The sequence below is a fragment of the Cryobacterium psychrotolerans genome, from assembly GCF_900101115.1.
Classification (GTDB): Bacteria; Actinomycetota; Actinomycetes; order Actinomycetales; family Microbacteriaceae; genus Cryobacterium; species Cryobacterium psychrotolerans.
In genome coordinates this window covers 150,670-163,098 of the sequence record NZ_FNFU01000003.1, presented here as the reverse complement: position 1 = coordinate 163,098, position 12,429 = coordinate 150,670, and the positions used below count along the sequence as shown (strand labels likewise).

Here is a 12,429-nt window from a genome sequence, read left to right as displayed (position 1 = left end):
TGTCATCGCTTCCGGCCAGAGGACGTTCTGCCCTTTCCAGCCTACGTCTCGTTGGGCGAAGGCGCTGACGCTCTAAGCTGAAACCCCCCGGTCGCCTCTTCATTCGCCCGGCAGGAGATTGGATCACCGCATGACGACGGCTCGAACTGTACTGGTCACCGGAGGAAACCGCGGGATCGGTTTCGCCATCGCCGAGGAATTCGTCGCTCAGGGCCACCGCGTGGCCGTGACCGCCCGCTCGGGCACGGGACCCGACGGCAGCCTCACCGTGCGCGCCGACGTGACCGACTCCGCGTCGATCGACACCGCCTTCCGCGAAATCGAAGCCGCGCTCGGCCCGGTGGAAGTTGTCGTCGCCAACGCCGGCATCACCAGGGACACGCTCCTCATGCGCATGTCCGATGACGACTTCACCTCGGTCATCGACACCAACCTCAGCGGCGCCTTCCGCGTGGTCAAGCGCGCCTCGAAGGGCATGCTCAAGGCCCGCTTCGGCCGGATCGTGCTCATTTCCAGCGTCGTCGGCCTCTACGGGTCGGCCGGGCAGGTCAACTACGCGGCGTCCAAGAGCGGGCTGATCGGCCTGGCCCGGTCGGTGACCCGTGAGCTGGGCGCCCGCGGCATCACCGCCAACGTCGTCGCCCCCGGGTTCATCGAGACGGACATGACCGCCGAACTTCCCGAGGCGCAGCAGGCCGAATACAAGCGCAACATCCCCGCCGGCCGGTTCGCGACCCCGACCGAGGTGGCTCGCGTCGTCACCTGGCTCGCCGGCGACGACTCCTCCTACATCTCCGGAGCGGTCATCCCCGTCGACGGCGGCCTCGGAATGGGCCACTGACCCACCGCGGGTGGGCGAGGCTCAGCCGCGCAGGCCGAGCAGGGGGAGCACCTGGCTGAGGTCGCATACATCGATCACGACGTCGGCCCCGGCCTTCACCAGCGGCTTCGCGTTGAAGGCGATGGACAGCCCGGCCGGGTCCATCATCCGCAGGTCGTTGGCACCGTCGCCCACCGCGACCGTGCGGGAGAGCGCGATGCCGTCGGCGGCAGCCCACTCCCGCAGGGCAGCGGCCTTCGCCTCGGCGTCGATGATCGGGCCGACGAGGCCGCCGGTGAGCCGGCCGTCCGCCACCTCCAGCCGGTTGGCACGCCAGTGGTCCAGGCCGAGCAGGCCGGCCAGCGGGTCGAGCAGTTCGTGGAACCCGCCCGAGACCACGCCGACGCGGCTGCCGTGCGCATGCAGGCCGGCGATCAGTTCGTGCACGCCCGGGGTCGGGCGGATGAGCCGGCCGACGTCCGCGAAGACGCTGGTCGGCAGCCCCGCGAGGGTTTTCACCCGCGCGATCAGGCTTTCGGCGAAGTCGAGCTCCCCACGCATGGCGCGCTCGGTGACCGCCTGAACTTCGGGGCGCGAGCCCGCGGCATCCGCCAGCAACTCGATGACTTCGTCTTCGATCAGGGTGGAGTCGGCGTCGAGAACGACCAGGAACCTTGTTGTCACGGGTGAACGTGCACGCCCTTGCCGACGACGGTGATTCCCGAGTTGGTCACGCTGAAGCCGCGGGCCAGGTCCCGGTCGCGGTCGACGCCGACGCTGGCTCCCGCCTCGACGATCACTTCCTTGTCGAGGATCGCCCGGCGAACGGTCGCGCCCGGCTTGATCTGCGTGCGTTCGAAGACGATCGAATCGACCACCTCGGCGCCGGAATCGACGGCGGCCCACGGCCCCAGGACGCTGCGTTCGATGTGCGCGCCGGAGATGACGCTGCCGAGCGACACGATCGAGTCGATCATCGTTCCCAGTGCGCCGCGCGCATCGCGAACGAACTTGGCCGGCGGGGAGTTGAGCTGCTGGCTGAAGATCGGCCATGCCTGGTTGTACAGGTTGAACACGGGCAACGCGGAGATGAGATCCTGGTGGGCCTCGAAGAACGAGTCAATCGTTCCGACGTCGCGCCAGTAGTACCGGTCGCGGTCGGTTGAGCCGGGCACGTCGTTGAGCTTGAGGTCGTAGACGCCGGCCTCGCCGCGGGAGACGAAGTCGGGGATGATGTCCCCGCCCATGTCGTGGCTCGAGTCGGTCTTCTCGCCGTCGCGCAGCACCGCTTCGATCAGGGCATCCGTGTTGAAGACGTAGTTGCCCATCGAGGCGAACACTTCGTCGGGGTTGTCCGCCAGGCCGACGGCATCCTTCGGCTTCTCGCGGAAGTCCCTGATCCGGTCGGGGCTCGCAGCGTCGACCTCGATCACGCCGAACTGGTCGGCCAGGCCGATCGGCTGGCGGATGGCGGCGACCGTGGCCTGGGCGCCGGATGCGATGTGCGCTGCGATCATCTGGCTGAAGTCCATCCGGTACACGTGGTCGGCTCCGACGACGACGACGATGTCGGGCTTCTCATCGTGGATCAGGTTGAGGCTCTGCAGGATCGCGTCGGCGGATCCGCTGAACCACCGCTTGCCGAGGCGCTGCTGGGCGGGAACCGAGGCAATGTACGAGTTGAACAGGCCGCCGGTCACGTGCCACGTCTGCGAGACGTGGCGGTCCAGGCTGTGCGACTTGTACTGCGTCAACACGACGATCTGGGTGAGCCCGGAGTTGATCAGGTTGGACAGGGCGAAGTCGATCAAGCGGTAGTGGCCGCCGAAAGGCACGGCGGGCTTGGCACGGTCCTCGGTCAGGGGCATGAGCCGCTTTCCTTCTCCGCCGGCGAGAACGATTCCAAAGATCTTCTTCTTCGACTCCATGGTTCCCACAGTAGGGGCATCCGCTCGCCTCGACCACCCGGACTGTGGTGTGTGACCCTCGGCGCTGCGCTAGTTTTACTCCATGCGAGTCGATCTGCTGACCAAGGAATACCCGCCCGAAATCTATGGGGGGGCGGGTGTGCACGTGGCCGAGCTCGTCCGAGCGCTCCGTCACGACATCGACGTCGTGGTGCGCTGCTTCGGCGGCGACCGTGACGCGCCCTCGACACACGCGTACGGAGTTCCGGCGGAGCTCGCCGACGCGAACGCGACCCTCGCCACGCTCGGGGTCGACCTGAGGATGGCCCAGGACGTGCAGGGCGCGGATCTCGTGCACTCCCACACCTGGTACGCGAATGGGGCAGGGCACATCGCCAAGCTCCTCCACGGCGTGCCGCACGTCGTCACGGCGCACAGCCTGGAGCCGCTCCGTCCGTGGAAGGCCGAGCAGCTCGGCGGCGGCTACCGAGTGTCGAGCTGGATCGAGAAGACCGCATTCGAAGCAGCGGATGCCGTGATCGCCGTGAGCGACGGCATGCGCCGGGACATCCTCCGCAGCTACCCGGCCCTCGACGAGTCTCGGGTGCAGGTCGTCTACAACGGCATCGACCTCGAACGCTGGAAGCCGACCACCGACCACGACACCGTTCGGGCGCTCGGCATCGACCCCGATCGACCCTCCGTCGTGTTCGTGGGGCGCATCACCCGGCAGAAGGGCCTGCCCTACCTGTTGCGGGCGGCCGCAGCCCTGCCGGAGGACGTGCAGCTTGTGCTCTGCGCCGGCGCACCGGACACCCCGGGCATCATGGCGGAGGTGACCGCGGGAGTGCGCGCGCTCCAGGAGCAGCGCTCCGGCGTGGTCTGGATCGACCGGCTCCTGCCGCAGCACGAGCTGTCGGCCGTGCTCACTGCCGGAACGGTCTTCGTCTGCCCCTCCGTCTACGAACCGCTCGGAATAGTCAACCTCGAAGCGATGGCCTGCGGCCTGCCCGTCGTGGGCACCGCCACCGGCGGCATCCCGGAGGTCGTGGCCGACGGAGAGACGGGCCGGCTGGTCCCGATCGACCAGGCGACGGACGGCACCGGCACCCCGCTCGACCCCGATCTCTTCGTCGCCGACCTCGCCAGGACCCTCACCGAAGTGCTGAGCGACCCGGTACGCGCGGCGGAAATGGGCCGAGCCGGACGTGTCCGGGCGGAGCGAAAGTTCAGCTGGGACACCATCGCCGTCCGCACCCGGGAGATCTACGCGTCCCTGCTGTAGCCGGACCCCCGGCGGGTGCGCGGTGGGTGCCGAGGCCCCACCGCGGCGGATAGCATGGAGCCATGGTCAACGTTCTTCAGCTCACCGATGTGTCCGTTGTCCGAGGTGGCACTGCCATCCTCGACTCAGTGAACTGGAGTGTTGAAGACGACCAGCGCTGGGTCATCCTGGGCCCGAACGGCGCCGGCAAGACCACGCTGCTGCAGATGGCCGCGGCCATGATGCACCCCTCGAGCGGCAAGGTCGAGGTGCTCGAGGAGCCCCTGGGCGGCACCGACTTGTTCGAGCTTCGCCCCCGGATCGGCTTCGCGTCGACGGCCATGGCCCGCAAGATCCCCGCGACGGAGCGGGTCATCGACGTCGTGATGACCGCCGCATACTCGGTCACGGGGCGGTGGCACGAAGAGTACGAGTCGATTGACGAGCGTCGCGCCCAGCGCGTGCTCGCAGAATGGAAGCTCGACCACCTGGCCGAACGCAAGTTCGGCACCCTCAGCGACGGTGAGCAGAAGCGGGTACAGATCGCCCGGTCCGTGATGACCGACCCGGAGATGCTCCTGCTCGACGAACCCGCGGCCAGCCTCGACCTCGGTGCTCGCGAGGAGCTGCTGCACCTGCTCAGCGGCTACGCCAGCGCCCCGGATGCCCCGGCCATCATCATGGTGACCCACCACGTCGAAGAGATCCCGCGCGGATTCACCCACGTGCTGCTGATTGCCGGCGGAGCAATCGTGGGCGCCGGCCCGCTCGCCGAGACGCTCACCGCCGAGGCACTGAGCGCGACGTTCGGTCTCGCCATTGATCTCACCGAGAACCACGGGCGTTATGCGGCGCGCGCGGTCTGACCAGCTGGACTCCATCGCGGCCCGTTTCTGCTAAACTCGGTAGCTGGCCCTTGCGGCCAGGCTATTTTTTCGCCCTCACCGGCGAGACGGCACTTTTCATCTCCACCATTCGTGATCATTCGAACAGCAACAAGGAAGTCTTTATGAAGTCTGACATTCACCCCCAGTACGCTCCCGTGGTCTTCCGCGACCTCGCGTCGGGTGCGACGTTCCTTACCCGTTCGACGACTTCCAGTTCGAAGACGATCGAGTGGGAAGACGGCACCACCTACCCGGTGATCGACGTCGAAATCTCCTCCGAGTCGCACCCGTTCTACACGGGCAAGCAGCGCATTATGGACTCGGCCGGACGCGTCGAGAAGTTCAACACCCGTTACAAGGGCTTCGGCAAATAAGACCGAGCTTCTGAAAAGGGCGACCAGCCTCGGCTGGTCGCCCTTTTTCGTGCCCGCGGGTCGAGCGGCCGCTCCGACAGGGCAAGCGTCAGGAGCATGAAGCCGGCGATGACCTGTACCACCGCCAGGTGGCCGACCGGCGCGATGGGAAAGAACGACCTGCCGGTCAGCGCTCCGGCCAGCCGCCGGCGGCGACGAACTTCGGGTCGCGTTCGCGGCGCATGTAGTCCTGGAAGCTGTCGGCCTGCTGCTGGCTCCAGCCCACCTGCAGCGCATGGAGTTCAGGCGCGGTGGCCGGCAGCGCGCTCGAGTGCGCCTTCGCGATCGCCTGGGCCACGCGGCCGGCGGCAATCGCATCCGCGCCGGAGTCGTGTGCGTCTTCCAGCAGCACGCCGTAGAACGCGCTCGTGACCTCGAGGGTGCGCTTGCCCTTGCGGTAGCGATCGACGGCCTTGTCGATGACCAGCGGGTCAACGACGGGGGACGGCGCCAGGAGCGGCGCCACGTCGTGGCGTAGCGACTCCCGGTTGAGCAGGGTGAGGTCGTAGGGGGCGTTGTACGCCACGAGGGGGAGCCCGCGGGCCAGGTGCGCGCGGAGCGCCGCGACGATCTCTGCGACGCCTCCGGCGGCATCCTGCCCGTTCCGGGCGGAGTGCGCGGTCGTGATGCCGTGCACGTTCGTCGCCTGAAGCGGGATCTCCACTCCCGGGTCCAGGAGCCAGTCCAGTCGTTCCAGGACGACGCCGTCGGCGTCGAGCACGGCCACGGTCGCCGAAACGATCCGGCTCGTCTCCACGTCGATGCCGGTGGTCTCGAGGTCGAACACGGCCAGGCTGTCGCTCCAGTTGCTCATGGGGCAAGCCTAGGGCCGACCACCGTCAATGCCCGGCCAGCCACTCCTCGAACGTCACCGTTGCGGCCGCTACCCGCAGTGCAACCAGTAGAAGCTCTGGGCGCCGAGCGTCAGGGTCAGGGATCCGTCGTCGTCGAAGCTCGGGAAGACCGAACCGCCGAAGATGTCGTAGAGCCGGGTGCCGGCCAGGTCGGCGTCGTCGATCTTGAAGGACACCGGGTTGTGAGCGAAGCTGAAGACGCAGAGGACCGTCTCGGCCTGGTCGCCCATCCGCGTGCCCGAGCCCTCGTATTCGCGGGTGAAGGCCAGCACGGACTCGTGGTTGGTGGAGAGCACCCGGATCGCGCCGAGGCCGAACGTCGGGTGCGCCTTCCGCACGTGGATGACGTTGCGGATCCAGTGCAGCAGCGAATTGGACTGGGCCAGGTGGGACTCGACGTTGGTCTGGGTGAAGTTGTACACGAGCGACTGGACGACGGGCAGGTACAGCTTGCCCGGGTCGGCGTCGGAGAAGCCGGCATTGCGGTCCGGGGTCCACTGCATGGGCGTGCGCGAACTGTCCCGGTCGGGCAGCCAGATGTTGTCGCCCATCCCGATCTCGTCGCCGTAGTACAGGAACGGACTGCCGGGCAGGGCGAAAAGCAGGGCGTGGGCCAGCTCCAGTTCGGCCCGCGAGTTGTCGAGCAGGGGAGCGAGCCGGCGGCGGATACCGATGTTCGCGCGCATCCTGGGGTCGTAGGCGTACCAGCCGTACATGGCCTGGCGGTATTCCTCACTCACCATTTCGAGGGTGAGCTCGTCGTGGTTGCGCAGGAACACCCCCCAGCCGGCGCCGTCCGGGATGTCCGTCGTCTCGGAGAGCACCCGCACGAGCTCGTCCGCCTGCTGCGAGCGCAGGGAATAGAAGATGCGGGGCATGACCGGGAAGTCGAACGCCATGTGGCACTCCGGCTCTTCCTCGGTGCCGAAGAACGCCGCAACCTCGCGCGGCCACTGGTTCGCCTCGGCGATCATGATGCGGCCGGGATAGTCGCGGTCGACAACGGCCCGCAGCCGCTTGATGAACTCGTGCGTGGGCGGCTCGCCCTCACCGTTGCCGTCCTCCGACTCGTAGAGATAGGGGATCGCGTCGAGGCGGAATCCGTCGACACCCAGGTCGAGCCAGAACCGCACCACATCGAAGATCGCGTCGTGCACGGCGGGGTTGTCGAAGTTGAGGTCCGGCTGGTGCGAGAAGAAACGATGGAAGAAGAACTGGCGGCGCACCGGGTCGAACGCCCAGTTCGACTCCTCCGTATCGGTGAAGATGATCCGGATGTTCGGGTACTTCTCGTCGGTGTCGCTCCAGACGTAGAAGTCACCGTAGGGGCCGTCCGGGTGCTCCCGGGACTGCTGGAACCAGTCGTGCTGGTCCGAGGTGTGGTTCAGCGGGAGGTCGATGATGATCCGCATGTTGCGCTCGTGCGCCTTGGTGACGAGCTCCTTGAACTCGTCCAGCGTGCCGAACTCCGGCAGGATCGAGCGGTAGTCGGCGACGTCGTAGCCGCCGTCTTTGAGGGGCGAGGTGAAGAACGGCGGGATCCACAGGGCGTCGATGCCCAGCCACTGCAGGTAGTCCAGCTTCGAGATCAGTCCGGACAGGTCGCCGGCCCCGTCGGCGTTGCTGTCCACGAATGAGCGGACCATGACCTCGTAGAAGACCGAACGCCGGTACCAACGTGGGTCGAGGGTGAGTCCGGGAAGCTGGATCGGTGCGGTGAAGCTCACGGAGTTCCTTCCGGCCCGCGTCAGGGGCTGTGTGGCCGTCTTGATGTGCGGGGGGAGTCGTGGGGTGCAGGGGGACGTCACGAGTCTAGGTTGAGCGACACGGCATCTGTCCAGTTCGGCGCCACACTCCCGCCTAAACTTGGGCTGATGATCGTTCCTTCGCCCTACGACGAATCCCTGGCTCGCATTCCCACGCGCTCCCACACGCTGTCGGTGCTGGGCAGCAAGACGCGGTACTGGGAGTATGGCGACCCCGCTGCCCCGACGACGATTCTGATGGTGCACGGTTTCCGCGGCGACCACCACGGCCTCGAGCCCGTCGTCGCCCAACTCTCTGGATTCCGGATCATCTCGCCCGACCTGCCCGGATTCGGCGAGTCCGAGCCCCTGCACGGCCTGCGACACGACATCGCCGGTTACTCACGGTGGCTCCGGGACTTCCTGGCCGCCCTGGCGCCGACCGGCCGGGTCGTGATCCTCGGCCACTCCTTCGGTTCCATCGTCGCGGCCGCCGCCCTGGCCGACGGCTTGCCCGCCGACGACGTCGTCCTGGTGAACCCGATCGCCTCCCCGGCGCTGTCCGGGCCTCGCGGCATCCTGACCCGGCTGGCGGTCTTCTACTACTGGGCCGCCGCCAGGCTGCCTGAGCGGCTCGGTTTCGCCCTGCTGCGCAATCGCGTGATCGTGCGGGTGATGAGCGTGACCATGGCCAAGACGCAGGACCGCGAACTGCGCCGCTGGATCCACGACCAGCACGACCGGTACTTCTCGGCGTTCGCCGACCGCAGGGTCGTGCTGGAGGCCTTCACGGCCTCGGTGAGCAGCGACGTGAGCGAATTCGCGTCGAAGATCCCGGAGCGCACCCTGCTCATCGCGGCCGAGAAGGACGACATCACCCCCGTCGCGGCCCAGCACCGGCTGCAGAAGCTGTTCCCGGATGCAGCCCTCCACGTCATCCCGAACGTCGGTCATCTCATCCACTACGAAATGCCCGTCAACGCCGCCGACGAACTGCGCGGCTTCCTGTTCGAGGCGAGGCCCGCATGAGGATCGCGTTCGACTGCCGCTACACCCGCCTGGACCGTCACGACGGTGTCAGCCGTTACACCGCGGGCCTCGTCACCGAACTCGGCAGGCTGCACCCGGTCACGATGCTGATCAGCGACCATCGCCAGCTGGCCATGCTGCCTGACCTGCCCTGGCAACTCGTCAGCTCGCCGACCAGCATCCGAGAGCCGTTCGTCGCGCTCACGGTCAACGGTCTCCGCCCCGACGTCGTGTTCAGCCCCATGCAGACAATGGGCTCGTGGGGCCGCAAATACCGCCTGCTGCTCACCGTGCACGACCTGATCTACTACCGCAACCGCACCCCGCCGCGTGACTTCACGTGGCCGATCCGGCTGCTCTGGCGGCTGTACCACCTGTCCTGGTGGCCGCAGCGGATGCTGCTCAACCGAGCCGACGGCGTGGTCACCGTCTCGGAGACGACCAGGGCCCTCATCGCCGAACACCGGCTGACCGACCGGCCGGTGACCGTGATCCACAATGCCGCGGATGCCGTTCCCGGGCCGCCCGTCGACCGCAGCGCCCCGGAGAGCGCGCGCCTCGTCTACATGGGTTCGTTCATGCCGTACAAGAACGTCGACACGCTCGTGCGTGCCGTCGCGGGCCTGCCCGGGCACGAGCTGCACCTGATGAGCCGGGTGAGCCCGGCCGAGCGTGCCCGGCTGTCCGGGCTTGCCCCGCAGGCGACACTCGTCTTCCACGACGGCGCGAGCGACGAGGAGTACTTCTCGGTGCTCCGCTCCGCCACCGCGCTCGTCACGGCCTCGCTCGACGAGGGCTTCGGCATCCCACTGGTCGAGGCCATGAGCCTCGGCATCCCGGTCGTCGTCAGCGACATCCCGATCTTCCGGGAAATCGGCGGTGACGCGGCGCTCTACTTCGACCCGAACAGCGCCGACGCGCTGATGGATGCCCTGGCGCAGCTGGAACGTCCGGGGGAGTGGGCGGCCAGGTCGAAGGAGTCGACCCGCCAGGCGGCCAGGTTCACCTGGCGGGAGTCGGCCCGGAAGCTGCTCGAGGTGCTCGAGGACACGCAGCCCCGCACGTCCTAGCGGCGCGTCCGGCTGCGGTCAGCGGATAACGGGGAAGATCTCGCCCGGCGAGCGAACCGAGGCGTCGAAGTGGACGAGCACGAGTTCGCCGTCCTCCCAGACGAAGTCGTGCACGGAGCCGTTGGCAATCAGTTCGTCGTGCCGGGGGCGCTCCCCGCCCGTTGTGTGGCGGATCAGCGTGCCGATGATGCCGCCGTGGCTGACCGCGAGCACCGATTTGCCGGCGTGGGTCGCCGCGACCCGGGCCAACGAGGGCAGCACCCGGTCCAGCACGTCCTGGCGCGACTCGAGGCCCGGAACGAGCACGCCGTCGGGGAACCGCGCCTGGCGCTCGGTGAAGGTGAGCCCCTCGATCTCTCCGTGGTGGCGCTCCGTGAGCTCGGCAACGATCTCCGGGCTCGGCAGGTCGAGTTCACCGGCGATGATGCGAGCGGTCTCGTGCGCCCGCATCAGGGGGCTGGCCACAACCACGTCCCAGCGCCTCTCCCGCAGAACGATGCCCGCCTCGGCGGCCTGGGCGCGTCCGGCCGAGTTGAGCGGGATATCCGTGCTGCCCTGGATGCGCCGGTGCAGGTTCCACTCGGTCTGGCCGTGGCGCACGATCGAAATCCGGGTCATGGTCAGGATGCCGTCCTTGATGTCGTTGGTCACGGTCGGGCCCTTAGTCAGGCGAGACGGGCCGCCAGCCCGGCGAGCGCCTCCGAGGTTCCCGCCTCCAGCTTAACCAGCGCGCGGCCGTCGCCCTTGGTGACGCCGCGATTGATCACCACGATCGGAAGCCTGCGTCGCCTCGCCTGCTCGAGCAGCCGGATGCCCGAATTCACGGCCAGGGACGAGCCCGCCACGATGAGCGCGTCGGCGGCTTGCACGAGGGCGGAGGCCTCGGTGAACCTCTCGGTGGGGACGAGTTCGCCGAAGAACACCACGTTGGGTTTCAGCATCCCGCCGCACACGGTGCAGGCCGGGACAGAGAATCCGTCGATGTCCGACACCTCCGCGTCGCCGTCCGGATTGATGCGGACGGCCTCGGGCGAGCCGAGCTCGGGGTTGGCCGCTTCGAGCCGTGCCGCGACGCTGTCGCGTCCGAACGCCTGGCCGCAGGACAGGCAGACGACCCGGTCCATCGATCCGTGCAGGTCCACGACATGGCGCGACCCCGCCCGGGTGTGCAGGCCGTCGACGTTCTGGGTGATGACGCCCGAGATGATGCCGCTCGCCTCGAGCCGCACGAGCGAGCGGTGGCCCAGGTTCGGTTCGGCGGCCCGGAAGCGTCGCCAGCCCAGGTGACTGCCGGCCCAGTAGCGCTTCCGCGCCCGCTCATCGCCGACAAAGGTCTGGAAGGTCATCGGGGAGCGTTTCGGGGCGCCGTTCCCGCGGTAGTCGGGGATGCCGGAATCCGTGCTCAGGCCGGCGCCAGTGAGCACCGCCACGAGGCGCCCGCGCAGGATCTCGGACACGGCGTCGAGCGCCTCCTCGGCCACAGCCGCGGCCTGCAGGGTCTCGATGCTCATGGTGCTCCATCCTCGCCTGTACCGAGTCTAAACTCGCCGCTTTACGACTTTGTTACGCGAAGCTGGCAGTCTGGATGGGACACCACCTCGAACAGAAGGCAGTACCGTGCGGATCGTTCCCATTGCAGACCTCGACCTGCCCGGCCTGGCCGACTACTCACGGCTGACGGATGTCGCGCTGCGCCGGGTCTCCGAACCGGCCGGCGGACTGTACATCGCCGAGTCGAGCAAGGTCATCACCCGCGCCCTCGCCGCCGGCCACCGTCCGCGCTCCCTGCTCGTGCAGGAACAGTGGCTGCCCGACGTGGCTCCGCTCCTGGCCGACTGGCCCGATGTGCCCGTCTACGTCGGCGCGCCGTACCTGCTGGAGAAGCTGACCGGGTACAACCTGCACCGGGGCGCCCTGGCCGCCATGCACCGGCCCGCGCTTGCCCCGGCGGCCGAGCTGATCCGGGATGCCCGGCGCATCGTGATCCTCGAGGACATCGTCGACCACACGAACGTGGGAGCCATCTTCCGGGCCGTCGCGGGGCTCGGCGCCGACGCCGTGCTGATCACGCCGCGCTGCGCCGACCCGCTCTACCGCCGGAGCGTGCGGGTCAGCATGGGCACCGTGCTCCAGGTGCCGTGGACCCGGCTGCCGGAATGGGACGAGGCCGCGCCGCTGCTCCGGAACGCGGGATTCCACCTCGCCGCGCTGGCGCTGGCCGACGACGCCGTGACCCTCGACCGCTTCGCTGCCGCGCCGCCGGAGCGCCTCGCCCTCATCCTCGGCACCGAGGGCGACGGGCTGAGCACCAGGGCCCTCGCCGCGGCGGACACCGTCGTCACGATCCCGATGCTGCACGGGGTGGATTCGCTCAATGTCGCCTCCGCCAGCGCCGTTGCCCTGTGGGCGCTGCGCGGGTAGCAGGCGGCGAACGATAGAA

Annotated in this window: 13 protein-coding genes; 7 read left to right on the top strand and 6 right to left on the bottom strand. The window is 68.3% G+C overall.

Annotation, left to right across the window (positions count from 1 at the left end):
* Window positions 1-130: 130 nt before the first annotated feature.
* The gene (locus BLQ39_RS04115; RefSeq protein WP_092321962.1) at window positions 131-841 is read left to right on the top strand and encodes a beta-ketoacyl-ACP reductase; all 711 of its coding nucleotides are present in this window, start codon (window positions 131-133) and stop codon (window positions 839-841) included.
* Between the two features lie 21 nt (window positions 842-862).
* Here the strand turns inward: BLQ39_RS04115 and serB are convergent, their stop codons facing one another.
* Together serB and BLQ39_RS04105 are read right to left on the bottom strand one after the other, a co-directional pair.
* The gene (gene serB / locus BLQ39_RS04110) at window positions 863-1,504 is read right to left on the bottom strand and encodes a phosphoserine phosphatase SerB (RefSeq protein ID WP_092321960.1); all 642 of its coding nucleotides are present in this window, start codon (window positions 1,502-1,504) and stop codon (window positions 863-865) included.
* Complete coding sequence (locus BLQ39_RS04105) at window positions 1,501-2,748, bottom strand: glucose-1-phosphate adenylyltransferase (RefSeq protein ID WP_092321959.1); 1,248 nt, start codon at window positions 2,746-2,748, stop codon at window positions 1,501-1,503. Before BLQ39_RS04105 ends, serB begins: the two co-directional genes overlap by 4 nt.
* Before the next feature lie 82 nt (window positions 2,749-2,830).
* Here BLQ39_RS04105 and glgA point away from each other — a divergent pair, with 82 nt between their 5' ends.
* The 3 genes from glgA to BLQ39_RS04090 all read left to right on the top strand — a co-directional run bounded on the left by glgA (window position 2,831) and on the right by BLQ39_RS04090 (window position 5,252).
* A complete protein-coding gene (glgA, locus tag BLQ39_RS04100; RefSeq protein WP_092321957.1) occupies window positions 2,831-4,012 on the top strand; it encodes a glycogen synthase in 1,182 nt (393 codons plus the stop codon).
* 62 nt (window positions 4,013-4,074) lie between these two features.
* Window positions 4,075-4,857 (top strand): ABC transporter ATP-binding protein, encoded by a 783-nt coding sequence (locus BLQ39_RS04095; protein ID WP_092321956.1) that lies wholly within the window; start codon window positions 4,075-4,077, stop codon window positions 4,855-4,857.
* A gap of 143 nt (window positions 4,858-5,000) precedes the next feature.
* Window positions 5,001-5,252, top strand: coding sequence for a type B 50S ribosomal protein L31 (locus BLQ39_RS04090; RefSeq protein ID WP_092321955.1), 252 nt, complete (start codon window positions 5,001-5,003; stop codon window positions 5,250-5,252).
* 166 nt (window positions 5,253-5,418) lie between these two features.
* Here BLQ39_RS04090 and BLQ39_RS04085 read toward each other — a convergent pair whose 3' ends face one another.
* Window positions 5,419-6,105 (bottom strand): 3'-5' exonuclease, encoded by a 687-nt coding sequence (locus tag BLQ39_RS04085; RefSeq protein WP_092321954.1) that lies wholly within the window; start codon window positions 6,103-6,105, stop codon window positions 5,419-5,421.
* Between the two features lie 69 nt (window positions 6,106-6,174).
* Entirely contained in the window at window positions 6,175-7,872 is a 1,698-nt protein-coding gene (gene treS / locus BLQ39_RS04080) for a maltose alpha-D-glucosyltransferase (RefSeq protein ID WP_092321953.1), read from the bottom strand.
* Between the two features lie 147 nt (window positions 7,873-8,019).
* On the opposite strand from treS, the gene BLQ39_RS04075 reads away from it, so the two are divergent.
* Complete coding sequence (locus tag BLQ39_RS04075; protein ID WP_092321951.1) at window positions 8,020-8,919, top strand: alpha/beta fold hydrolase; 900 nt, start codon at window positions 8,020-8,022, stop codon at window positions 8,917-8,919.
* Window positions 8,916-9,989 carry a glycosyltransferase family 4 protein gene (locus BLQ39_RS04070; protein WP_092321950.1) on the top strand — a complete coding sequence of 358 codons (1,074 nt, stop codon included), beginning with the start codon at window positions 8,916-8,918 and terminating at the stop codon, window positions 9,987-9,989. The genes BLQ39_RS04075 and BLQ39_RS04070 overlap by 4 nt, the downstream gene beginning before the upstream one ends.
* Before the next feature lie 18 nt (window positions 9,990-10,007).
* On the opposite strand, the gene BLQ39_RS04065 is transcribed toward BLQ39_RS04070, so the two are convergent.
* On the bottom strand, window positions 10,008-10,640 hold the full coding sequence (locus tag BLQ39_RS04065) for a histidine phosphatase family protein (RefSeq protein WP_241986928.1): 633 nt from the start codon (window positions 10,638-10,640) through the stop codon (window positions 10,008-10,010).
* 14 nt (window positions 10,641-10,654) lie between these two features.
* The gene (locus BLQ39_RS04060; protein WP_092321948.1) at window positions 10,655-11,500 is read right to left on the bottom strand and encodes an NAD-dependent protein deacetylase; all 846 of its coding nucleotides are present in this window, start codon (window positions 11,498-11,500) and stop codon (window positions 10,655-10,657) included.
* Between the two features lie 106 nt (window positions 11,501-11,606).
* Between BLQ39_RS04060 and BLQ39_RS04055 the strand changes: the two genes are divergently transcribed.
* On the top strand, window positions 11,607-12,410 hold the full coding sequence (locus BLQ39_RS04055; protein WP_092321947.1) for a TrmH family RNA methyltransferase: 804 nt from the start codon (window positions 11,607-11,609) through the stop codon (window positions 12,408-12,410).
* Window positions 12,411-12,429: the final 19 nt, after the last annotated feature.

What these genes read in the sequence shown, in the direction of transcription:
- BLQ39_RS04115 (WP_092321962.1), top strand. Translation starts at nt 131, where the DNA reads ATGACGACGGCTCGAACTGTACTGGTCACCGGAGGAAACCGCGGGATC.
- BLQ39_RS04105 (WP_092321959.1), bottom strand. Translation starts at nt 2,748, where the DNA reads ATGGAGTCGAAGAAGAAGATCTTTGGAATCGTTCTCGCCGGCGGAGAA.
- glgA (WP_092321957.1), top strand. Translation starts at nt 2,831, where the DNA reads ATGCGAGTCGATCTGCTGACCAAGGAATACCCGCCCGAAATCTATGGG.
- BLQ39_RS04095 (WP_092321956.1), top strand. Translation starts at nt 4,075, where the DNA reads ATGGTCAACGTTCTTCAGCTCACCGATGTGTCCGTTGTCCGAGGTGGC.
- BLQ39_RS04090 (WP_092321955.1), top strand. Translation starts at nt 5,001, where the DNA reads ATGAAGTCTGACATTCACCCCCAGTACGCTCCCGTGGTCTTCCGCGAC.
- BLQ39_RS04085 (WP_092321954.1), bottom strand. Translation starts at nt 6,105, where the DNA reads ATGAGCAACTGGAGCGACAGCCTGGCCGTGTTCGACCTCGAGACCACC.
- BLQ39_RS04075 (WP_092321951.1), top strand. Translation starts at nt 8,020, where the DNA reads ATGATCGTTCCTTCGCCCTACGACGAATCCCTGGCTCGCATTCCCACG.
- BLQ39_RS04070 (WP_092321950.1), top strand. Translation starts at nt 8,916, where the DNA reads ATGAGGATCGCGTTCGACTGCCGCTACACCCGCCTGGACCGTCACGAC.
- BLQ39_RS04060 (WP_092321948.1), bottom strand. Translation starts at nt 11,500, where the DNA reads ATGAGCATCGAGACCCTGCAGGCCGCGGCTGTGGCCGAGGAGGCGCTC.